The sequence below is a fragment of the Buttiauxella agrestis genome (assembly GCF_900446255.1).
Taxonomy (GTDB): domain Bacteria; phylum Pseudomonadota; class Gammaproteobacteria; order Enterobacterales; family Enterobacteriaceae; genus Buttiauxella; species Buttiauxella agrestis.
In genome coordinates, this window is record NZ_UIGI01000001.1 from 1,222,017 (window position 1) to 1,243,104 (window position 21,088).

At 48.3% G+C, this 21,088-nt stretch carries 19 protein-coding genes; 15 read left to right on the forward strand and 4 right to left on the reverse strand.

The annotated features are described in order from the left end of the window. Positions 1-2: 2 nt before the first annotated feature. The 4 genes from hisS to der all read left to right on the forward strand — a co-directional run bounded on the left by hisS (position 3) and on the right by der (position 4,754). Positions 3-1,277 carry a histidine--tRNA ligase gene (gene hisS, locus DY231_RS05800; protein WP_115627600.1) on the forward strand — a complete coding sequence of 425 codons (1,275 nt, stop codon included), beginning with the start codon at positions 3-5 and terminating at the stop codon, positions 1,275-1,277. A 36-nt stretch (positions 1,278-1,313) separates the two neighbouring features. Next, positions 1,314-1,934, forward strand: coding sequence for a YfgM family protein (locus DY231_RS05805; protein WP_115627601.1), 621 nt, complete (start codon positions 1,314-1,316; stop codon positions 1,932-1,934). Positions 1,935-1,944: 10 nt separating this feature from the next. Beyond that, positions 1,945-3,126, forward strand: coding sequence for an outer membrane protein assembly factor BamB (gene bamB / locus DY231_RS05810; protein ID WP_115627602.1), 1,182 nt, complete (start codon positions 1,945-1,947; stop codon positions 3,124-3,126). Between the two features lie 122 nt (positions 3,127-3,248). Further along, on the forward strand, positions 3,249-4,754 hold the full coding sequence (gene der / locus DY231_RS05815) for a ribosome biogenesis GTPase Der (protein WP_115627603.1): 1,506 nt from the start codon (positions 3,249-3,251) through the stop codon (positions 4,752-4,754). A gap of 68 nt (positions 4,755-4,822) precedes the next feature. On the opposite strand, the gene eutC is transcribed toward der, so the two are convergent. After that, on the reverse strand, positions 4,823-5,590 hold the full coding sequence (gene eutC, locus DY231_RS05820) for an ethanolamine ammonia-lyase subunit EutC (RefSeq protein WP_115627604.1): 768 nt from the start codon (positions 5,588-5,590) through the stop codon (positions 4,823-4,825). After that, positions 5,587-6,975 carry an ethanolamine ammonia-lyase subunit EutB gene (locus DY231_RS05825; RefSeq protein ID WP_115627605.1) on the reverse strand — a complete coding sequence of 463 codons (1,389 nt, stop codon included), beginning with the start codon at positions 6,973-6,975 and terminating at the stop codon, positions 5,587-5,589. Before DY231_RS05825 ends, eutC begins: the two co-directional genes overlap by 4 nt. Before the next feature lie 120 nt (positions 6,976-7,095). On the opposite strand from DY231_RS05825, the gene DY231_RS05830 reads away from it, so the two are divergent. Continuing rightward, positions 7,096-7,317 (forward strand): zinc ribbon domain-containing protein, encoded by a 222-nt coding sequence (locus tag DY231_RS05830; protein ID WP_115627606.1) that lies wholly within the window; start codon positions 7,096-7,098, stop codon positions 7,315-7,317. A gap of 3 nt (positions 7,318-7,320) precedes the next feature. On the opposite strand, the gene xseA is transcribed toward DY231_RS05830, so the two are convergent. Further along, the gene (gene xseA, locus DY231_RS05835; protein ID WP_115627607.1) at positions 7,321-8,703 is read right to left on the reverse strand and encodes an exodeoxyribonuclease VII large subunit; all 1,383 of its coding nucleotides are present in this window, start codon (positions 8,701-8,703) and stop codon (positions 7,321-7,323) included. A gap of 169 nt (positions 8,704-8,872) precedes the next feature. Between xseA and guaB the strand changes: the two genes are divergently transcribed. The 4 genes from guaB (at position 8,873) to DY231_RS05855 (ending at position 14,238) form a co-directional block, all read left to right on the forward strand. Beyond that, the gene (guaB, locus tag DY231_RS05840) at positions 8,873-10,339 is read left to right on the forward strand and encodes an IMP dehydrogenase (protein WP_034497634.1); all 1,467 of its coding nucleotides are present in this window, start codon (positions 8,873-8,875) and stop codon (positions 10,337-10,339) included. A 66-nt stretch (positions 10,340-10,405) separates the two neighbouring features. Further along, a complete protein-coding gene (guaA, locus tag DY231_RS05845) occupies positions 10,406-11,983 on the forward strand; it encodes a glutamine-hydrolyzing GMP synthase (protein WP_115627608.1) in 1,578 nt (525 codons plus the stop codon). 307 nt (positions 11,984-12,290) lie between these two features. Then, entirely contained in the window at positions 12,291-13,481 is a 1,191-nt protein-coding gene (locus DY231_RS05850; protein WP_115627609.1) for a tyrosine-type recombinase/integrase, read from the forward strand. Positions 13,482-13,608: 127 nt separating this feature from the next. Continuing rightward, a complete protein-coding gene (locus DY231_RS05855) occupies positions 13,609-14,238 on the forward strand; it encodes a hypothetical protein (protein ID WP_115627610.1) in 630 nt (209 codons plus the stop codon). Positions 14,239-14,398: 160 nt separating this feature from the next. On the opposite strand, the gene DY231_RS05860 is transcribed toward DY231_RS05855, so the two are convergent. Next, positions 14,399-15,373: a LuxR family transcriptional regulator gene (locus DY231_RS05860; RefSeq protein WP_256682643.1), complete on the reverse strand. Its 975-nt coding sequence runs from the start codon at positions 15,371-15,373 to the stop codon at positions 14,399-14,401. An 86-nt stretch (positions 15,374-15,459) separates the two neighbouring features. Here DY231_RS05860 and DY231_RS05865 point away from each other — a divergent pair, with 86 nt between their 5' ends. The 6 genes from DY231_RS05865 to DY231_RS05890 all read left to right on the forward strand — a co-directional run bounded on the left by DY231_RS05865 (position 15,460) and on the right by DY231_RS05890 (position 20,924). Next, positions 15,460-15,690 carry a helix-turn-helix transcriptional regulator gene (locus tag DY231_RS05865; RefSeq protein WP_050927029.1) on the forward strand — a complete coding sequence of 77 codons (231 nt, stop codon included), beginning with the start codon at positions 15,460-15,462 and terminating at the stop codon, positions 15,688-15,690. A 5-nt stretch (positions 15,691-15,695) separates the two neighbouring features. Beyond that, entirely contained in the window at positions 15,696-16,553 is an 858-nt protein-coding gene (locus DY231_RS05870; RefSeq protein ID WP_115627612.1) for a helicase RepA family protein, read from the forward strand. Then, positions 16,540-17,322: an ABC transporter ATPase gene (locus DY231_RS05875; RefSeq protein WP_115627613.1), complete on the forward strand. Its 783-nt coding sequence runs from the start codon at positions 16,540-16,542 to the stop codon at positions 17,320-17,322. Before DY231_RS05870 ends, DY231_RS05875 begins: the two co-directional genes overlap by 14 nt. Positions 17,323-18,080: 758 nt before the next feature. Then, positions 18,081-18,875, forward strand: a complete 795-nt coding sequence (gene trbJ, locus DY231_RS05880) for a P-type conjugative transfer protein TrbJ (RefSeq protein ID WP_115631776.1) — start codon at positions 18,081-18,083, stop codon at positions 18,873-18,875. Between the two features lie 185 nt (positions 18,876-19,060). Continuing rightward, the gene (trbL, locus tag DY231_RS05885) at positions 19,061-20,407 is read left to right on the forward strand and encodes a P-type conjugative transfer protein TrbL (RefSeq protein WP_115627614.1); all 1,347 of its coding nucleotides are present in this window, start codon (positions 19,061-19,063) and stop codon (positions 20,405-20,407) included. An 82-nt stretch (positions 20,408-20,489) separates the two neighbouring features. Next, positions 20,490-20,924: a HigA family addiction module antitoxin gene (locus DY231_RS05890; RefSeq protein ID WP_115627615.1), complete on the forward strand. Its 435-nt coding sequence runs from the start codon at positions 20,490-20,492 to the stop codon at positions 20,922-20,924. Positions 20,925-21,088: the final 164 nt, after the last annotated feature.

Consider the following 21,088-nt stretch of genomic DNA (forward strand, 5'->3'; position numbering starts at 1 on the left):
ACGTGGCAAAAAACATTCAAGCCATCCGCGGCATGAACGATTACCTGCCTGGCGAAACCGCCATCTGGCAGCGCATTGAAGGCATTCTGAAACAGGTGCTCGGCAGCTACGGTTACAGTGAAATCCGTTTGCCGATTGTAGAGCAGACCCCGTTATTCAAACGCGCCATCGGTGAAGTGACCGACGTGGTTGAAAAAGAGATGTATACCTTTGAGGACCGCAACGGCGATAGCCTGACTCTGCGTCCTGAAGGCACCGCGGGCTGCGTGCGTGCCGGTATCGAACATGGTCTTCTGTACAATCAGGAACAGCGCTTGTGGTACATCGGGCCGATGTTCCGCCATGAGCGTCCGCAAAAAGGGCGTTACCGTCAGTTTAATCAGCTGGGCGTTGAAGTCTTTGGTCTGCAAGGGCCAGATATTGACGCAGAACTGATCATGCTGACTGCGCGCTGGTGGCGTGCGCTGGGTATCGACCAGCACGTCAGCCTTGAGCTGAACTCTATTGGTTCGCTGGAAGCACGCGCTAACTATCGTGATGCGCTAGTGGCATTCCTTGAGCAGCACAAAGAAAAGCTCGACGAAGATTGCCAGCGTCGTATGTACAGCAATCCACTGCGTGTGCTCGACTCCAAAAATCCTGAAGTGCAGGCACTGTTGGATGATGCGCCAACGCTTGGCGATTATCTGGACGAAGATTCTCGTGAACACTTCGCGGGCCTGTGTCAGTACCTGGATGCTGCGGGTATTGCGTATACCGTAAATCAGCGCCTGGTGCGCGGTCTGGATTATTACAACCGTACCGTTTTCGAATGGGTTACCAGCAGTCTTGGTTCTCAGGGCACCGTTTGTGCTGGCGGCCGTTACGACGGTTTAGTCGAGCAGCTCGGTGGTCGTGCGGCACCAGCTGTTGGTTTCGCAATGGGCCTTGAACGTCTTGTTTTACTGGTTCAGGCTATAAATCCGGAATTTAAAGCAGAATCTGTTGTCGATATTTACCTGATATCGTCAGGTCAGGGAACGCAAGCTGCGGCAATGTTATTAGCCGAGCAATTGCGTGACCAGGTCCCAGCTATCAAACTGATGACCAACTATGGCGGTGGCAACTTCAAGAAACAGTTCGTCCGTGCAGATAAGTGGGGCGCTCGTGCGGCTCTGGTGCTGGGTGAAACAGAAGTCGCAAATGGTCAGGTGGTCGTGAAGGATCTGCGCACAGGTGAGCAAACTACCGTTGAACAAGCCAACGCGGTGGCTCATTTGCAGGCGCTACTGGGTTAATTTCCCCAGTGATTAATCGTTAAGGAGAAGGACTGCGTGGAAATTTACGAAAACGATAACGAACAGGTTGATGCGGTAAAACGCTTCTTTGCCGAAAATGGCAAAGCGCTGGTAGTGGGTGTCGTACTTGGCATTGGCGCACTGGTTGGCTGGCGTTACTGGAACAGCCATCAAGCTGAAAGCGTAATGGCTTCTTCTCTTGAATACCAAACAGTGACAGATGCTGTGCGCGCAGATAATCCTGCCACACTGGCTGCCGCTGAGAAATTCGCAGCCGGCACAAAAAATACTTATGGTGCTCTGGCAGCACTGGAATTAGCGCAGAAGTATGCTGATAACAATGACCTCGCTAAAGCGGCAACTCAGCTGCAGCAAGGTCTTGCCAACACGACGGATGAAAATCTGCAGGCGTTGATTAACGCACGTCTGGCACGTGTTCAAATTCAACAGAAGCAATCTGATGCGGCGCTGAAAACCCTCGACAGCATTAAAGGTGAAGGTTGGGTAGCGATTGTTGCTGATTTGCGCGGTGAAGCGCTGCTCAGCAAAGGGGATAAGCAAGGTGCGCGCGATGCGTGGAGCAAAGGCTCAAACACTGATGCTTCTCCAGCCCTGCGTGAAATGATGCAGATGAAAATTAATAATTTGTCGAGCTAAGAGGGACCCGATGCAATTGCGTAAACTACTTGTACCAGGGCTGATTTCTCTGACGCTGCTCAGCGGTTGTTCACTGTTTAGCGGTGAAGAAGACGTGGTTAAAATGTCTCCACTGCCGACAGTTGAAAACCAGTTTGAACCTGAAAAAACATGGAGCACTTCTGTTGGTAGTGGTATTGGTGATTTTTATTCCAATCTGCACCCAGCGTGGCAGGACGGCAACGTGTACGCTGCTGACCGCCGTGGCACCGTTAAAGCCGTAAACGCGGAAGATGGTAAAGAAGTCTGGTCCGTTGATCTGTCTGAAAAAACGAATTTCTATTCCAGCAACCTTCCGGCACTGCTTTCTGGTGGCGTAACGGTTGAAGGTTCGCACGTCTACGTCGGCAGTGAAAAAGCACAGGTTTATGCGCTTAACACCTCTGATGGTAGTATTGCGTGGCAAAGCAAAGCGGCTGGCGAAGTGCTTTCTCGCCCGGTTGTGAGTGACGGTTTAGTTCTGGTACATACCAGCAACGGCCAGCTTCAGGCACTTGATGAAGCTGACGGTGCGGTGAAATGGACCGTAAACCTGGATATGCCAGCGCTTTCCCTGCGCGGCGAATCAGCTCCAGCAGTAGCGTTTGGTGCAGCTATTGTCGGTGGCGATAATGGTCGTGTCAGCGCAGTGTTGATGAAACAAGGTCAGCTGATTTGGCAGCAACGTATTTCTCAGGCAACCGGTGCGACTGAAATCGACCGTCTGAGTGATGTTGATACCACGCCGGTTATCGTGAATGGTGTTGTATATGCCTTGGCATACAACGGCAACCTGACTGCGCTGGACTTACGTTCAGGCCAGGTGATGTGGAAACGTGAACTGGGTTCAGTGAACGATTTCATCGTGGATGCGAACCGCATTTTCCTCGTCGATCAGAATGACCGCGTTGTGGCGTTAAACGCTGATGGCGGCGTGACTCTGTGGACGCAAAGCGATTTGCTGCACCGTAATTTGACCTCTCCTGTTCTGTACAACGGTTATCTGGTTGTAGCGGACAGCGAAGGCTATATGCACTGGATCAATGCCGACGATGGTCGCTTTGTTGCTCAACAGAAAGTGGACAGCTCTGGGTTCCAGACTGAGCCAGTTGTTGCCAGCGACAAACTGTTGATTCAGGCGAAAGATGGTACGTTGTACGCTATCAAGCGTTAAACTTACCTGACGTAATAGCATGAGCGAAACGGTTCCCGTAGTCCGGGAGCCGTTTCCTGTTTTTAGAAACGATGTGAATTGACGTCGTTTTATGATGAATTTTGAGTAATGAGGCTTTTATCATGGTACCTGTGGTTGCGCTCGTCGGGCGCCCTAATGTCGGAAAATCCACGTTGTTTAACCGCTTGACGCGTACCCGAGATGCGCTGGTCGCGGATTTCCCGGGGCTGACTCGCGACCGCAAGTATGGTCGTGCTGAAGTGGAAGGTCGCGAGTTTATTGCTATTGATACCGGTGGTATTGATGGTACTGAAGATGGCGTTGAAACACATATGGCTGCGCAGTCGCTTTTAGCGATTGAAGAAGCTGATGTCGTACTGTTTATGGTTGATGCCCGTGCCGGCTTGATGCCTGCTGATGAAGCTATCGCTAAACATTTGCGTTCACGTCAGAAGCCAACCTTCCTGGTGGCGAACAAAACAGACGGTATGGACCCGGATCAGGCAGTAATTGATTTTTACTCCCTGGGTTTAGGTGAAATTCACCCAATCGCTGCTTCTCACGGCCGCGGTGTGACAACCCTGCTGGAACACGTGCTGATTCCGTTTATTGACGAAACTAACCCACGCGAACCAGAAGAAGAAATCGATGAAGATGCAGCCTATTGGGCGGCATTTAATGCTAAGCATGGCATTGTTCCTGAAGGTGAAGAAGAAATCGAAGAGGAAGAAGAAGAAGCCTTCAATCCTATCGATTTGCCTATCAAACTGGCTATCGTTGGCCGTCCAAATGTAGGTAAGTCAACGCTTACCAACCGTATTTTGGGTGAAGATCGTGTAGTGGTTTATGACATGCCTGGCACCACGCGTGACAGCATCTATATCCCGATGGAACGTGATGAGCGTGAATATATTCTTATCGACACCGCGGGTGTGCGTAAGCGTGGCAAAATCACTGAAACCGTTGAGAAATTCTCGGTAATCAAAACCCTGCAAGCGATTGAAGACGCTAACGTTGTTATGTTGGTGATTGATGCTCGCGAAGGTATTTCCGACCAGGATTTGTCTCTGCTCGGCTTTATCCTGAATAGTGGGCGCTCACTGGTGATTGTCGTCAACAAGTGGGACGGCCTGAGCAACGAAGTCAGAGAGCAAGTTAAAGAGACCCTGGATTATCGTCTTGGCTTTATCGACTTTGCTCGCGTGCACTTTATCTCCGCACTGCATGGCAGTGGCGTGGGTAACTTGTTCGAATCTGTTCGTGAAGCTTATGACAGCTCCACGCGTCGCGTAAGCACTGCGTTGTTGACTCGCATCATGACTATGGCTGCAGAAGATCACCAGCCGCCGTTAGTTCGTGGTCGTCGCGTTAAGCTGAAATATGCGCATGCCGGTGGTTATAACCCGCCAATCGTTGTGATTCACGGCAACCAGGTTAAAGACCTGCCGGATTCCTACAAGCGCTATTTGATGAACTACTTCCGCAAATCGCTGGATGTGATGGGCACGCCAATCCGTATTCAGTTCAAAGAAGGGGAGAACCCGTTTGCCAACAAACGTAACACCCTGACACCGAACCAGATGCGTAAACGTAAGCGTTTGATCAAGCACATCAAGAAGAGCAAGTAATTATCTGCTCCTGAAAGAAAAACCCGGTTTTTATACCGGGTTTTTTTATGGCTGAAATAAAAATTCTGCTATTCAGATATAGGCTTAACCATTTGATGTAACGCCGGATTATCGCTTTCGTCTTTTAACTTCACACCTGTTAAGCGGCGTAAAAATGCTTGTTCAAGAAGCCAGGCCAGTTTAAAGGCCGCTGCTGTATGGCTCAAACCTTCAGGCCGGATATTCGAAATACAATTGCGCTCCGACTCCAGGCGTTTACGTTCAGGTTTCCAGGTTAAATAAACCCCCAGACTGTCTGGGGAAGAAAGCCCCGGACGCTCGCCAATCAGCATCGCTACCGCTTTGCAGTGAAGTATTTCCCCAATGTCATCACCCAGGGCCACTCTCGACTGATGCGCCAGGACAATCGGGGCCAGCGTGAGTCCGAGCGTGTTGATATACGGCAGCAGCTCGCGAACCAGCGCAACAGCCTGACGGTGTACCGCATGTGAAGAAAGTCCGTCACCAATGACGATCAGCAGATCGTCACATCGGGGCTGGGTGGTATTCAACATTTCGCGGCTTTCATCGCTTAATATGCGCCCTAAATCCGGGCGGTTAAGATAGATATGTCGGTCTTGTGCTGCACTCTTGACTGTCAGTGTCGGTAATCCCAGCTCACTTAATGCATTACTGAGATCGTCGCTATGAAAGGGCTGATGGACGGCATCTCGGGCCTGCGCGTGGGCAAGGCCAAAGTTGAGCACTTCTTTGGTGGGCAGGCTCGCACCGCTGCGCCCAAGAGCGATACGGGCGTCGGTGAATTCCCGCAGCAATGTCCAGGCATCGGAATTCATAAGCACACTCCATGCGGCAGCGCGGTTAACAAGGGATGGCTGGCCCCCGTCAGGCGTAACTGCCCATGGGTATCAATAATTTGCATACGCGTCAGCCACTGCGCAAATTCTGGTGCGTGTTTCAGTCCCAGTAAACGGCGGGCATAAAGCGCATCGTGGAAAGACGTGCTTTGGTAATTTAGCATAATGTCATCCGCGCCCGGCACGCCGATTAAGAAGGTGAGGCCTGCGTTACACAGCAGCGTGAGCAGGGTGTCCATATCATCTTGATCGGCTTGTGCATGATTGGTGTAACAGACATCGCAACCCAACGGTAAGCCCATCAATTTGCCGCAGAAATGATCCTCCAGGCCAGCACGAATAATCTGTTTGCCGTCATACAAATATTCCGGGCCAATGAAGCCGACGACGGTATTTATCAGCAACGGATTAAAATGGCGTGCCACTGCGTAAGCACGGGCTTCACAAGTTTGTTGATCAACGCCATGATGCGCATTGGAAGACAGGCAACTGCCTTGCCCGGTTTCGAAGTACATCACGTTATTGCCGAGTGTGCCGCGGTTTAGACTCAGCGCCGCGTCATGCGCTTCCTGTAAAAGCGCCAGATTTATGCCAAAACCGCTGTTGGCGGCTTCGGTTCCTGCGACGGATTGAAACACTAAATCCACAGGCACTCCGCGTTCAATCAATTGCAAAGTGTTGGTCACATGCGTCAGAACGCAGGATTGAGTTGGAATGGCAAACCGGCTGATGATGTCATCGAGCATGTTATTCAACCGCTCTAGCACGGGCAGGCTGTCACTTGCAGGATTAATACCGATAACCGCATCACCTGCGCCATAAAGCAGTCCGTCGAGCATGCTGGCGGCGATGCCTTTTAGATCGTCGGTAGGATGGTTGGGTTGCAAACGTACGCTGAGATGCCCGGGTAAGCCGATAGTATTGCGGAACCTGGTGGTGATCTGGCATTTGCTGGCAGCCAGAATTAAATCCTGGTTGCGCATTAATTTACTGACTGCTGCCGCCATTTCCGGTGTGATGCCTTTTGCGACCTCGCGTAGCGTCTGAGTATCCGTAGTGTCATCAAGTAGCCAGTCACGAAAATCGCCGACGGTTAAATGGCTGATGGCCTGAAAAGCGTTTTTATCATGGGTATCAATAATCAGGCGGGTGACTTCATCGTCTTCATAGGGGATCAGCGGGTTATCGAGGATTTCCCGTAGTGGAATATCTGCCAGCGCCATTTTAGCCGCTATGCGTTCTTCTGCGCTTTGAGCCGCGACCCCTGCCAGGTTATCCCCGGAACGCGACGGGGAGGCTTTGGCCATTAACTCTTTGAGGCCGGCAAACCGATAACTGCGATGCGCCAGAGTTGCGTGATACATCTTTCCTCCTCAGCATAGAGCCAGAATTGAGCCAGTATCGGGAGTGTTATTGATGATTAATGGCGGGTTTGTCTCTATCATCAAAAGACAAATATAGTCGAAGAGTTGTCAGGAAAGATTATGGAAACGAAATGCCCGGTGTGTGAAAACCCACTCCAGCCAACCGATGCAGGCGCGCACTGTGAAGTCTGCAAGCAGGATTTTCGTCTTGAGGCTCGCTGCCCGGATTGCCACAAGCCGCTGGAAGTTTTAAAAGCCTGCGGCGCGGTGGATTATTTTTGCCAGAATGGGCATGGTTTGATTTCGAAGAAACGCGTCGAATTCGTACCCGTTGTCGAATAAGTTTTAGCTTTTCGCCGCCGTTTTACGCTTGCGTACAGGCTTTACCGGTGTAATGCCGGTGACCTGGCTTTCCACCCAGCCATCTTCCAGACGCGTTGTCAGCGTATCCCCAGAATTGACCTGTTTGGTTTTCTTCAGCACTTTGCCATCTGTCGCCGTTGTGACGCTATAACCACGCGCCAGTGTCGCCAGCGGGCTGACCGCTTCAAGCTGTGCGATAGCGGTACCAAAGCGTTGGCGAGTCTGGCTAAGACGCGCCGTGACCACCTGCGATAAACGATATTCCAACTGCTGTAAACGAGTCTGCGCGCGATGGATTCGCGGCTGAGGTTGTTGCTGGTTCAAACGCTGCATCAGGCGCTGCTGCTGTTGCGAACTGCGGCGCAGTTTTGCGTCCATCGCCACGGTCAAACGCTGCTGTAAACGCTCAAGCGTTGTTTGCTGGCGAGCCAGGCGCAGTTGCGGATGTTGTTGTTGCAGGCGATGTTGTAAGCGCGTGAAACGCTGCGTGCGTTGGGCGAGATAATAGTCCATCGCCATTTCCATACGCTGCTGCGATGACTGCAACTGGCGCAGTAATTCGAGCTGATTACGGCTGACAATCTCCGCTGCGGCTGAAGGCGTTGGCGCGCGAACATCAGCGACAAAATCGGCGATCGTGACGTCAGTTTCATGCCCTACGGCGCTAACGATCGGGATCTTGCTTGCGAAGATAGCCCTGACAACACGCTCATCGTTAAAGCTCCATAAATCTTCCAGCGAACCGCCGCCGCGCCCGACAATCAGCACATCACACTCTTTGCGCACGTTTGCCAGCTCAATAGCGCGCACGATTTGCATCGGCGCATCAACGCCCTGAACAGCGGTCGGATAAATAATTACCGGTAGAGAAGGGTCGCGGCGTTTGAGCACGTGCAAAATATCATGCAGGGCAGCACCGGTTTTTGAGGTAATGACGCCGACCTGGTGCGCCGGTGTTGGTAATGGCTGCTTATGGATTTGTTCAAACAAACCTTCAGCAGTGAGGCGTTGTTTCAGCTCTTCGTATTGCTGCTGCAACAAACCTTCGCCCGCCGGTTGCATGCTTTCAACGATAATCTGGTAATCACCGCGTGGCTCGTACAGCGTCAGAGTCGCACGCACCAAAACCTGCTGCCCATGTTGCGGACGGAAGGTGACGCGGCGATTGCTGTTACGGAACATCGCACCACGAATTTGTGCGGTATCGTCTTTGAGTGTGAAGTACCAGTGACCGGAAGCCGGTTGGGTGAAGTTGGAAATTTCACCGCTGATCCAGACTTGCCCCATCTCTTGTTCCAGCAGCATTCGAACCGTCTGATTCAGACGGCTGACGGTAAAAATTGATGGAGTATTTATCGTTGGCATGTGACCTGGATCAAATTCTAAATCAGCAAGTTATTCGGTCAATAGTACCTTTCGTATTCTCCCTGGCAAGGAGTTTTCTTAAAAAAGTGTGGATGCAATCGATTCCGCTCTGTATAATGCCGCGGCAATATTTTATCTGTTCTCATTCACCCCAGGTTGAGATATTGCCATGCTACGAATCGCTAAAGAAGCACTGACGTTTGATGACGTTCTCCTCGTTCCAGCTCACTCTACAGTTCTGCCTAACACGGCCGATCTCAGCACCCAATTGACCAAAACTATTCGTTTGAATATCCCTATGCTGTCCGCAGCCATGGATACCGTAACGGAAGCCCGTCTGGCCATTTCTTTGGCTCAGGAAGGTGGACTTGGTTTCATCCACAAAAATATGTCGATTGAGCGCCAGGCTGAAGAAGTCAAACGCGTGAAAAAACACGAAAGTGGCGTTGTGACTGACCCACAGACCGTGCTGCCGACAACCACTCTGCACGAAGTTAAAGAACTCACCGCACGTAATGGTTTCGCGGGTTATCCTGTTGTCACCGAAGCCAACGAATTGGTCGGTATCATCACCGGTCGTGACGTTCGCTTCGTCACCGACTTAAACCAGCCTGTTAGCGTGTACATGACCCCGAAAGAGCGTCTGGTTACCGTGAAAGAAGGCGAAGCACGTGATGTTGTGCTGTCTAAAATGCACGAAAAACGTGTTGAGAAGGCGTTGGTTGTCGATGGCAACTTCCACCTGCAGGGCATGATTACCGTAAAAGACTTCCAGAAAGCAGAACGTAAACCTAACGCCTGTAAAGACGACCAGGGCCGTCTGCGTGTTGGGGCTGCCGTTGGCGCAGGTGCGGGCAACGAAGAGCGTATCGACGCTCTGGTAGCCGCTGGTGTCGATGTTTTACTGATTGACTCCTCTCACGGTCACTCCGAAGGCGTTCTGCAACGTATTCGTGAAACTCGCGCTAAATATCCTGACCTGCAAATCATTGGCGGCAACGTGGCTACGGCGAACGGCGCTCGCGCGCTGGCTGACGCTGGTGTGAGTGCGGTTAAAGTCGGTATCGGTCCAGGCTCCATCTGTACCACTCGTATCGTCACCGGCGTGGGCGTTCCACAAATCACTGCGGTTGCTGACGCAGTTGAAGCGCTGGAAGGTACGGGCATCCCGGTTATCGCTGACGGTGGTATCCGTTTCTCTGGTGATATTGCGAAAGCTATCGCAGCAGGCGCTTCTGCGGTGATGGTTGGCGGTATGTTGGCAGGGACTGAAGAATCTCCAGGTGAAATCGAACTTTACCAAGGCCGTTCTTTCAAATCCTACCGCGGTATGGGTTCCCTGGGCGCGATGTCTAAAGGTTCTTCAGACCGTTACTTCCAGACCGACAACGCCGCGGACAAACTGGTGCCGGAAGGTATCGAAGGCCGCGTGGCTTACAAAGGCCACCTGAAAGAGATCGTTCACCAGCAAATGGGTGGCCTGCGCTCCTGCATGGGTCTGACCGGCTGTGGTACTATCGACGAACTGCGTACCAAAGCGGAATTTGTACGCATCAGCGGTGCGGGCATTCAGGAAAGTCACGTTCACGATGTGACGATTACTAAAGAGTCCCCGAACTACCGTATGGGTTCTTAAAATTTCTGCGCCCGGCTTTATGCCGGGTGTTTTTATTTTGTTTCACTTGCCTCGGAATTAGCCTCAATGACGGAAAATATCCATAAACATCGCATACTTATCCTTGATTTCGGTTCTCAGTACACTCAACTTGTAGCGCGCCGTGTGCGTGAACTGGGCGTTTACTGTGAGCTGTGGGCATGGGATGTCACTGAAGCACAGATTCGTGATTTCAACCCAAGCGGTATCATCCTTTCGGGTGGCCCGGAAAGTACTACTGAACACAACAGCCCACGTGCGCCTGAATATGTCTTCACCGCAGGTGTGCCAGTATTTGGCGTGTGCTACGGCATGCAGACCATGGCGATGCAGCTTGGCGGCCACGTTGAGGGTTCTAACGAACGTGAATTTGGTTACGCGCAGGTCGAAGTTAAAACAGACAGCGCACTGGTTCGCGGTATCGAAGATTCGCTGAGTGCGGATGGCAAACCACTGCTCGATGTCTGGATGAGCCACGGCGATAAAGTCACCGCGATCCCTTCAGACTTCGTGACCGTTGCCAGCACCGAAACATGCCCGTTCGCGATTATGGCGAACGAAGAAAAACGTTTCTATGGTGTGCAGTTCCACCCGGAAGTGACCCATACCCGTCAGGGCCAGCGTTTGCTGGAGCGTTTTGTTCTGAATATCTGCGGCTGCGAAGCGCTGTGGACTCCGGCAAAAATCATCGAAGACGCGATTGTTCGCCTGCGTGAACAAGTGGGCAATGACAAAGTGATTCTGGGCTTGTCAGGTGGCGTGGATTCTTCCGTTACCGCAATGCTGCTGCATCGCGCGATTGGCGACCGTCTGACTTGTGTATTCGTTGATAACGGCCTGCTGCGCTTGAACGAAGCTGAACAAGTGATGGATATGTTTGGCGATCACTTCGGTCTGAATATCATTCACGTTAAAGGCGAAGAGCGTTTCCTGTCCGCGTTGGCGGGTGAGAACGATCCGGAAGCAAAACGTAAAATCATCGGCCGCGTGTTTGTTGAAGTGTTCGATGAAGAAGCGCTGAAACTGGAAGATGTGAAGTGGTTGGCGCAGGGCACCATTTACCCTGACGTTATCGAATCTGCTGCTTCTGCGACCGGTAAAGCACACGTCATCAAATCACACCACAACGTGGGCGGCTTGCCGAAAGAGATGAAGATGGGTCTGGTTGAGCCGCTGCGTGAGCTGTTCAAAGACGAAGTGCGCAAAATTGGCCTGGAACTGGGCCTGCCATACGACATGCTTTACCGCCACCCGTTCCCGGGGCCAGGTTTAGGCGTGCGCGTGCTGGGTGAAGTGAAGAAAGAGTATTGCGACCTGCTGCGTCGTGCTGATGCGATCTTTATTGAAGAACTGCATAAAGCGGATCTCTACAACAAAGTCAGCCAGGCATTTACCGTGTTCTTGCCGGTACGCTCTGTTGGCGTGATGGGCGATGGCCGTAAATACGATTGGGTTGTCTCACTGCGTGCAGTTGAAACCATCGACTTTATGACCGCGCATTGGGCGCACCTGCCATACGATTTCCTTGGCCGTGTTTCCAACCGCATTATCAACGAAGTTAACGGTATTTCCCGTGTGGTTTACGATATTTCTGGCAAACCGCCAGCGACTATCGAGTGGGAATGATTTAACGTCTGGCAATAGCCTGCACGTAAAAGCAGTAAAACACCTCTAAGCCCGCGTAACTGCGGGCTTTTTTGTTTTTGTGTTTGGTACTTTCTGGCAGCTGTTAGCAACGGGAAGCACGGTTTTTTTAATGGAATTTTTGATGGTACTCTCTGGTTTCGAATTCAGGTTTGAAAAAGTACCATGTGATAAATTTCGGTTGAGTTATGGTATTTGTTTTTTATAACTCAATTAAAAACAGATAGTTAAATGACTTTTCTGAATTTTTTACAACATGGTATTTTTTGATAAAGGAAAACAATAAACCATGTTGACTGACACCAGGCTGCGTCACCTTAAGCCGAAGGAGAAACTCTATAAAGTTAATGATCGTGATGGTTTGTATGTTGCGGTCACTCCGGCTGGAACGATCTCATTTCGTTATAACTATTCAATAAATGGAAGACAGGAGACCGTTACTTTTGGCCGCTATGGTGTTGGAGGGATCACGCTTGCAGAAGCGCGTGAACGGCTCAATGAAGCCAAAAAAATGGTTGCCGGTGGAAGATCGCCTGCGAGGGAAAAAGCCAGAGATAAAGCGCGTATCAAAGATGCGGAGACCTTTGGTGCGTGGGCTGAGAAATGGTTACGCGGTTATCAAATGGCTGAATCGACGCGTGATATGCGGCGTTCGGTATATCAAAGGGAGTTGAAGTCAAAATTTGCCCAGCAGAAACTGAGTGAGATTACACATGAAGACTTACGCGCATTAACCGACAACATTGTCGAGAGAGGGGCACCGGCGACAGCTGTACACGCCAGAGAGATTGTATTGCAAGTCTATCGCTGGGCTATTGAGCGCGGTCAGAAGGTGGAGAATCCAGCTGATCTGGTACGTCCTGCAAGCATTGCAAAATTTGAAGCTCGTGATAGGGCACTGACGCCAGGTGAGATCGGGCTGATGTACCGTTATATGGAATGCGTAGGCACGACGCCATCAATCAGAGCAGCGGTTAAACTATTACTGTTAACGATGGTACGTAAAAGTGAGCTTACTAACGCGACCTGGAACGAGATCAATTTTAGTGAAGCAGTATGGACGATACCAAAGGAGAGGATGAAACGACGTAATCCACATTTGGTTTTTCTTCCCCGACAGGCAATGGATATTTTGATTGCTCTCAAAACCTTTGCCGGTAGCTCTGATTTTATCCTTCCTTCGCGCTACGATTCCGATGCGCCAATGAGTAGCGCTACTTTAAACCGGGTTTTGACACTGACGTATCGTCTGGCACAGAAAGAAGGGCAGTCATTGCCCAAGTTTGGCCCCCATGATTTACGGCGTACAGCTAGCACCTTACTACACGAGGCCGGGTACAATACTGACTGGATTGAGAAGTGCCTTGCGCATGAACAGAAAGGGGTACGGGCTGTTTACAACAAGGCAGAGTACCGCGAGCAGAGATCAGAAATGCTGCAAGATTGGGCGAATATGATTGATGAATGGATCAGTAAGTAGTTTATAATCAGTAGGTTAAGTGTTTATGCTTCCTGTTTCTACACTAGAAGGACAATTTTAGCCGCTAAAATTTATGGGATATGTACCGAGTTATGATCTGAAATTACATAAAAAAGGAAAAGCAAGAATGCCTGAGTTGTCTGTGATTATACAGTGGATGGATCAATATCCTAAGATCGGTTGGCTGTTGCTGCTTGTTTATATTGTACTTGGTGTGGTTCGTCACCGAGTTATTAATGCTGAATCCGGCAGCGTCTTTCGTGGACTACTGAATTTCAGGAAACGCCGGCTAGAGCAAATGCTTACGCAGCCCTATCTGAATGAAAAGGATGTCAGGCTGGCAAAACTTGAGCTTCGCCAACGCAGCCTTTATAGGCTTACAGGCGTGTATAACTATCGTCTGCAGGATTTGAGCGTAATAATGTGCGACCGCTATGGGCTGAGGGCTGGTTATCTCAAGCCGTGGCGTAACTGGCTCAAAGAACAGGATGGACAGATAATTTTCAACAGGAAATGGCATTGTTTTCGCTGGCGTCTTTTTCTGGCGGGGCAGATTGCAAATGCAGCCCTACTGGCAGCATTTATTGTGTTTATAGTTTCTCATGCTTCAGCCGAAATGATCGCACCACTTATGATGCTTTTCATGCTTGTATGGTGGTTTCCGTGGCTAATGGTGACATCAGTACCCACGCCTGCGTGGACTCGCGAAATGGATGCATATCTGGAAAAATTTAATGGTGAACAGACCAGGGTATAAGAGTATCTATTATTGATATGCATTTATGTTTAATTGCCAGGGTATAAAGGCCACATATGAGCGATTTTGGGAGCATATACCCTGGATAACTTAAAAGTTAATTCTCAGGGTAATAACATGTGTTTTTGTTAGATTTTTTCAGTTAACTTATGCAACCTGGCTAAATATGATTATTAATATGAAATTCTTTTCTTACAGATGCTAATGCTTTAGACACAGCCTGACGTGTCATAGAGAAGTGATAATTTCCCGTTAAAATCTGTGCAACCTCAGATTGATTAAACCCCTGATTTATTAATATAAGTATTCTTTTCTTAGTGTCAGAAAATTTAGAATCAGCCATGCGTTGTGCAATATTTCTCAGTTCACCTATATCTGCTGGCGTCAAAGTTTGAGCCAGAATCCAATGAAAAAAATAGGCGTCAATTAATCTATCCCCTGAGTTTGCATTGGCTTTATTTGGTTTAGCGCATTGCCGTCTCAATCTTATTAGTTCTTTATTAAACTGTTCGGAAGAACGCTTTCCTTGTCTGTACTTGGGATTCCATTGGCCATCGGTCAGTTTGGGCTTATGGTTCGAGCAATATCGATGGCTAAGGACCAATTTTTCATGATCGGAATACTCTATATCGTTAGCAGCATATTCTGATATTTCACTAATAAATTGAGAGTATTCAGTCTGGTTACCGCAAAACTCGCAAAAACCGAGTTTACGCTGTGAATTTATAGTTACCCCTTTTGCAGGTGAGGATTTCTTCGGCCGCTTGGATGCACACTCACTAACTAACTCAATAAGGGATTCAATCGTAGCAATAAGGCATTTATCAAGAGAAGTTTGACGATCTAACGTCAGGATAAAATTACGCAAAAGAAGTTTTTGTGCCTGCGCTACGACATTAAAACCCACTTTTTTGATTAGTTCACTAAATCCTATATCTGCGCCAGAAATGTAGTCCTTATGACTTAGTGGCAGGGAATTTATATAAGCCGCTACTGCAGGGTAAATCACTTCCTGTACCAGACGCAGTATTGGATACCTCCGTGAAGCTATGGAATACGGAGAGCCACGTTCTATAAATATTTTGATTGCTGTTGTGATTGTAGGGTCACAGCCTTCCCAGATAGTAATTTTCATGTCAACCATTTTAGCCAATGAATAGGTTTTAGCAAGTGGTAATGCTTGGCATTGTATAGGCCTGATTGGAAACTGGAGGAAGGCAAATGCAAACAAAGGCAAATAGCACGCTTATTAATAGAAAAACACTTCTGAAAATGATCCCATTGTCAGCCCGGACTATTTATAACCTTGAGCAACGAGGCGAATTTCCTCGCCGTATAGCGCTAACCAGCCGAAATGTTGCATGGCAACTATCTGAAGTTGAACAGTGGATTGCGGATCGTAAATCAGCAATGTTTAAAGCGGCTAGACCCGGTATTGTTTTAGGTAGGTAACGGTAATGTCATTGAACATAATGGAAGCGTTTGAAGCTAAGCCACAACCAATTGATTACGTTTTGCCAAATCTTGCTGCTGGTACTGTCGGAGCGATTGTCTCTCCGGGAGGTGTTGGAAAGTCAATGCTGGCATTACAACTTGCCGTGCAGATTACTTGTAGCGTAGACCTTTTAAACTTTGGTGAATATCCAGCCGGGTTAGTGGCCTATCTGCCAGTGGAGGACTCGGCGACTATCATTCACCATCGTTTATATGCTTTGGGAAAATATCTAACAGCACGTCAGCAGCAGATTGTAGCTGATAAGTTACTAGTTGAACCTTTGGTAGGAAAGTGTCCAAATATTTTAACAGCAAGTTGGAGCAACTTGATTAATGAGATTTCAAAAGGCAGAAGGTTAATAATTTTGGATACTCTTCGCCGTTTCCACCAGGAAGATGAGAATAATAGCGGAGCAATGTCCAAAGTCATTGGAAAGCTAGAAGGTATTGCTGCTGATACTGGTTGTTCGATTATATTTCTACACCATTCAAACAAAGGCGCTGCCACGATGGGAGTTGGTGATATTCAACAGGCAAGCAGGGGTAGTAGTGTCCTGGTTGATAATATACGGTGGCAATCTTATCTAGCTGGCATGACGGCCTCGGAAGCGAAGACCTACGGTATTGCTGATGGCATTCGAGGTCAATTTGTTAGATTTGGAATTAATAAAGCAAATTATGGTGAACGTGCCCCAGATCGTTGGTTACAGAGACATGAGGGGGGAGTATTAAGAATAACGGCGCTCAGCTCGAAGAATAATAAAAAACTTACTAAAGAAAGAACATCGGCCTGGAGTGGTGCTGACAATGACAACTGGTAATAAAGTGGCACCCACAAGTACAGCATGGCAAGCCCGAGTAATTCTGTACCAGCCAAGCCAGCGTCCTAAGGAGCTAAAGGGGCAATGGATGGAGACAAGTTTCGGACGTTGTCGTGTTACCGGACGGCTCGGACAGCGTCATGCCGATATCGTGGAGACAATACTATATGTTGCCGAGAGACGTCGTGAAATTTCTGATGGTGGAATCGAATTATTAGTAGATCCAGCGAAATTACGTCGAACGCTATCCGATGCACAATATAGTTATGGTCGTATACAGAAATTGCTTTTAGATCTTCGCAGCGCAACAGTTGAAATCATAACGCCAGAACTGGAGAAAAGCGGCGACTATATAATAGGGGGACTAATCGATCATGTAGTGCCATCACCTATGACTCGTCCAGATCCTTTGACTGGGGGAGAACGCCGTTTATGGCGTGTCCGTCTGGGTGTTGCATTAGCGATGTTACTCCAAAAAGATTTGTCATTTTATTATCATCCTGGCCCCATAGCTCGGCTACAACATGGTATTAGCCAAGCAGTCGCTCGTCATGTCTTGACCCATAGGAATAATCCTTTAGGGGGGTGGTTTATGGATACGTTGATATTAGCAGTGTGCGGTGAAGGAACGAGTAATATGACTTTACGTAATTACCGTCGGAGATTGAAAGAAGATGCCGGGCAATTGCTTGAGATTGGAATTGATTTGAACGGTTCTAAGATAAAGCGTGTCACAACGGCCCGATATTATGTCACAACGGCCCGATAGTGTGTTATAGCGGCCCGGTAGCGTGCTACAGCGGCCCGATTTTTTTACTATTCAGCAGTATTTACAGGATCGTTCAGGATCTACAGGCTTTAAAATCACCTGCCTGAGCAGGCGCTTTCAAATCTAGAATCGGCCAAAGGCCGATGGTTGTACGCCAGAAGAAGAGATTGCGTACACACTCGATATATCGACACTTGAGGCAGATTTTATGACATATGAGGTACGCCCCTAGCTTTATGCATAGGGGGCAGATTTTAGCCGCTAAAATCTGCAGAGCACATGCTGAGACATAGTAATTAAACTAGCTCATAAAAAATTAAAAGACTTCTTACAATATATCGAAACATGAATAAAATTGGCGGACGCCAATATATAACTACTAAAGGTCATTTTCAAACAGGAGAAATATAGTTTCCTTGCAAAAAACACATTTGCTGCAGATTTTTATTCGAGTAATCCTGCATTAATACTTTAAGAAAACACATCCTGTACACAGGTATACACAATACGTACACAGGTATACAACGGCAACAGTGGGGCAGGACATGTAAAGTAGGCCCACCGCAGGCGGTATTCCAACTTTACTATTACCTATTCGCCGCACAGCTGCTCAAGGGAAGCCTGCTCTGCGAGGCTAATCGGCTACCGCCGATATGGAGAGCCATATGACTGTTGCTCAGACGCAGCTTTCCATACGCCAGCGACTGTTAACAGTGAGAGTGTTCAATATAAATAACCAGTTAATATTGAGGTGCAATATGAAGCTATTGGTTCAGATGTTTACATCATTGAGAGGGATTTTAGCCGCTAAAAAAACGGTGCCCATTTTCATTTCCGTATCGTTTATCGCTCTGGCGGCTAAAGCCGGGATTCCTGTTATTGATGGTACTAACGTGGTTCAAACGACAATCAGCGCAGTCAATAATGTTCAGGCCGTTGCAAAACAAATCCAGCAGTATCAGACTCAACTCCAGCAGTATGAAAACATGCTGCAAAATACTGCCGCACCTGCAGCATATATCTGGGATCAGGCCAATTCCACTATCAACAAATTACTACAGGCTCAAGACACGCTTAACTATTACAAGAACCAGGCCGGGAGTCTGGACTCATATCTAAAACGTTATCAGGACATTAACTACTATAAATCTTCTCCTTGTTTTAATAGCAATATTGAGTGTACTTCAGCCGAGATCGACGCACTTCGTAGTGCTGAGCGGAATAATTCAGAAGCGCGTAAAAAAGCGAATGATGCCGTTTTCAAAGTAATAGACCAGCAGCAGCAAACCTTGCAGCAAGATGCTGATAATGTCGCAGAACTCCAGTCTCAGGCGAGCGGGGCAACAGGTCAGATGAAGGCAATTCAGGCCGGAAACCAACTTGCCAGTGCTCAGGCCAACCAACTGCTGCAGATACGCTCACTTCTGGTAGCCCAACAGAATGCCGCAATGACACTGGCTCAAGTACAGGCAGATAAAGAAGCTCAACAGACAGTAGCTGATGAGAAAGTATTAGCTGGGGATAATAAACCAAGCCCTAAGCGAGTTTGGTGAGGAGGCAGAATGAATAATAAATTCTTGATGTCATTTGTTGTAATCATTTCGTTGATTCTATGTTCTTGTGAAAGAAAAAATAAGGAGTGTTTATTTCCGCCTGGAAGTACTACTGATGGACATAAATACGATAACTGTGCTCTTCGTAGCAATAATACCCCAAGTCATAAGAGAGATTGGTAATTATGAAAGTTGCAAGCAAACTTACATTTTTAGGTGTGGTTTTTTTCTTTTCTATGAATACCTACGCAGGACAACTGGATAGCAGTGGCTTACTTGATACTTTATTAGATAAGTATCAGCAAGTTGCCAGTACATGGACGACAGTAATTGGTAATTATGCAAATTGGCTATTTTGGGGGCTGGTATTAATAAGTATGGTATGGACGTTTGGTATAATCGCTATGAAAGGGGGCGGCTTACAAGATTTACTTGCTGAAATAGTAAGGTTTTTCACTGTGAATGGTTTTTTCTATTATCTTTTAAGCAATGGTCCCGCGATATCTAAATCTATAATTGATTCTATGAGAGAGCTTGCCGCAAATGCTTTAGGAACCAGTGCTGGCATTTCACCTTCAAGTATAGTTGATATGGCCTTTGTGATATTAACGAAAATAAGTTCTGCCGCATCGATCTGGTCACCAATGATCTCCACTATTATGATCACTGTCGCGATAATCGTTTTGGTTGTAATGTCCCTTATCGCGATAAATATGCTAATAATGTTGGTTTCTGCGTGGGTGCTATGTTACGCAGGAGTTATATTGCTTGGTTTTGGTGGATCGAAATGGACTTCTGATATAACAATTAATTATTTGCGCACTGTTTTATCAATTGGTATTCAGCTGTTCACAATGACATTAATTATTGGCATTGGACAGTCATTTATAGATCAATATTTTTCTATTATTAAAGATGATGTTCCTGATCTTAATAGCCTTATTGTTTTGCTTCTGGCGTCAATTATCCTATTAGTATTAACGAATAAGTTGCCACTGTTGTTATCAGGTGTTGTAGGAGGGGCGTCTTTACAAGGGATTGGTGGGTTTGGGGCGGGTATGATTACCGGCGCTGCAGCCACTGCCATCAGCGGTGCTGGAGCAATGGCAATGGGGGCATCAGCTCAAGTCAGCGGCGGAGCCTCTGCATTAAAGGCAGCGTTCGAATCTGCACAAGCTGCAATGGCCGAAGAGTCGGGCTCCGGTGGCGTAATTGGTGGTTGTGAAGATACAGCTTCTGTAGACACGTCGGGAGAGCAGCCATACGGTAAAGGTAGCTCCAGTGGGGGAAGCGAAGGTTTTGCTGCTTCCTTCTCGCGTGCTGGCCGCATGGCAAGTCATATGGGAAGCAGTATGGCTAGCGGGGCTGCTGAGTACCAGTCAATGAAGCGAAGTGGCAACTCTTCTCGTGTCCAACAGACTATTGGAGGGGAGTTGGCGACTCAGATACGTAAGCAAACAGCTACTCGTCGGGATAACCGCACACATGATGATTTTGCCGGAGATAGCTTATCCGGCAATAATAAATCTTGAATCACGCGCGTCAGTTAACGAGATAGCATGAACTGACGCTTTCACTGAGCGAACTTTATTCCTGCAACTCAAAGGAAAAACCATGTCCAGGACTCCCTATTCACGGTTACGCATTGAGGGCTTCCGCAAAGCAGAGGTTTCCCTGAGACTTGAAGAAATGGACCCCAGTGGTACGCCACTCTATGAGTCCATTAAAGCACGTATTATTTCAGGTGAGCTGACGTATGAGCAGGGACGTTCAGAGATTCTTGCATACTACACAAAAGCAGATACCGCCGGGCCTGCGACAGTGGGGGAAATGCTGGTAGAGGAATTTCTAAAACCGCTGAGCATGTCCCATGATGAACTGGCGGAATCTATGGGTATTTGCAAGCAGGATATTGAAGATATTATCTGCGGTTTGCGTCGTCTTACGGATGATGAGGCTCGCGTTCTTGCTGACATATTTGGGACTGATGAGGACTTCTGGTGCAATCTGCAGGTGCTGCAAGATCGCCCTGAGCAACGGCGTAAGTAATCAACGGGAGCAGGTCAGCCCCTCAAGTGTCATGAAATTCGACCACTTGGCTTCACTTTTCCACCAAGGGGCGCATAGGGGATGTACCTTAAGTGACCAGTGCCAGACTTTGACCGTCCTGCACTTGGCGACCAAGCGGCCACCACAGCTCGGGCAGGTTCCCT

Bases quoted from the DNA above. Each gene is read 5' to 3' on its own strand.
- trbL (WP_115627614.1), top strand. From the start codon at position 19,061: ATGAAAGTTGCAAGCAAACTTACATTTTTAGGTGTGGTTTTTTTCTTT.
- DY231_RS05855 (WP_115627610.1), top strand. From the start codon at position 13,609: ATGCCTGAGTTGTCTGTGATTATACAGTGGATGGATCAATATCCTAAG.
- DY231_RS05865 (WP_050927029.1), top strand. From the start codon at position 15,460: ATGCAAACAAAGGCAAATAGCACGCTTATTAATAGAAAAACACTTCTG.
- der (WP_115627603.1), top strand. From the start codon at position 3,249: ATGGTACCTGTGGTTGCGCTCGTCGGGCGCCCTAATGTCGGAAAATCC.
- DY231_RS05870 (WP_115627612.1), top strand. From the start codon at position 15,696: ATGTCATTGAACATAATGGAAGCGTTTGAAGCTAAGCCACAACCAATT.
- DY231_RS05825 (WP_115627605.1), bottom strand. From the start codon at position 6,975: ATGTATCACGCAACTCTGGCGCATCGCAGTTATCGGTTTGCCGGCCTC.
- DY231_RS05890 (WP_115627615.1), top strand. From the start codon at position 20,490: ATGTCCAGGACTCCCTATTCACGGTTACGCATTGAGGGCTTCCGCAAA.
- guaA (WP_115627608.1), top strand. From the start codon at position 10,406: ATGACGGAAAATATCCATAAACATCGCATACTTATCCTTGATTTCGGT.
- bamB (WP_115627602.1), top strand. From the start codon at position 1,945: ATGCAATTGCGTAAACTACTTGTACCAGGGCTGATTTCTCTGACGCTG.
- DY231_RS05860 (WP_256682643.1), bottom strand. From the start codon at position 15,373: ATGAAAATTACTATCTGGGAAGGCTGTGACCCTACAATCACAACAGCA.
- DY231_RS05850 (WP_115627609.1), top strand. From the start codon at position 12,291: ATGTTGACTGACACCAGGCTGCGTCACCTTAAGCCGAAGGAGAAACTC.
- xseA (WP_115627607.1), bottom strand. From the start codon at position 8,703: ATGCCAACGATAAATACTCCATCAATTTTTACCGTCAGCCGTCTGAAT.
- DY231_RS05875 (WP_115627613.1), top strand. From the start codon at position 16,540: ATGACAACTGGTAATAAAGTGGCACCCACAAGTACAGCATGGCAAGCC.
- eutC (WP_115627604.1), bottom strand. From the start codon at position 5,590: ATGAATTCCGATGCCTGGACATTGCTGCGGGAATTCACCGACGCCCGT.
- DY231_RS05830 (WP_115627606.1), top strand. From the start codon at position 7,096: ATGGAAACGAAATGCCCGGTGTGTGAAAACCCACTCCAGCCAACCGAT.
- guaB (WP_034497634.1), top strand. From the start codon at position 8,873: ATGCTACGAATCGCTAAAGAAGCACTGACGTTTGATGACGTTCTCCTC.
- trbJ (WP_115631776.1), top strand. From the start codon at position 18,081: ATGAAGCTATTGGTTCAGATGTTTACATCATTGAGAGGGATTTTAGCC.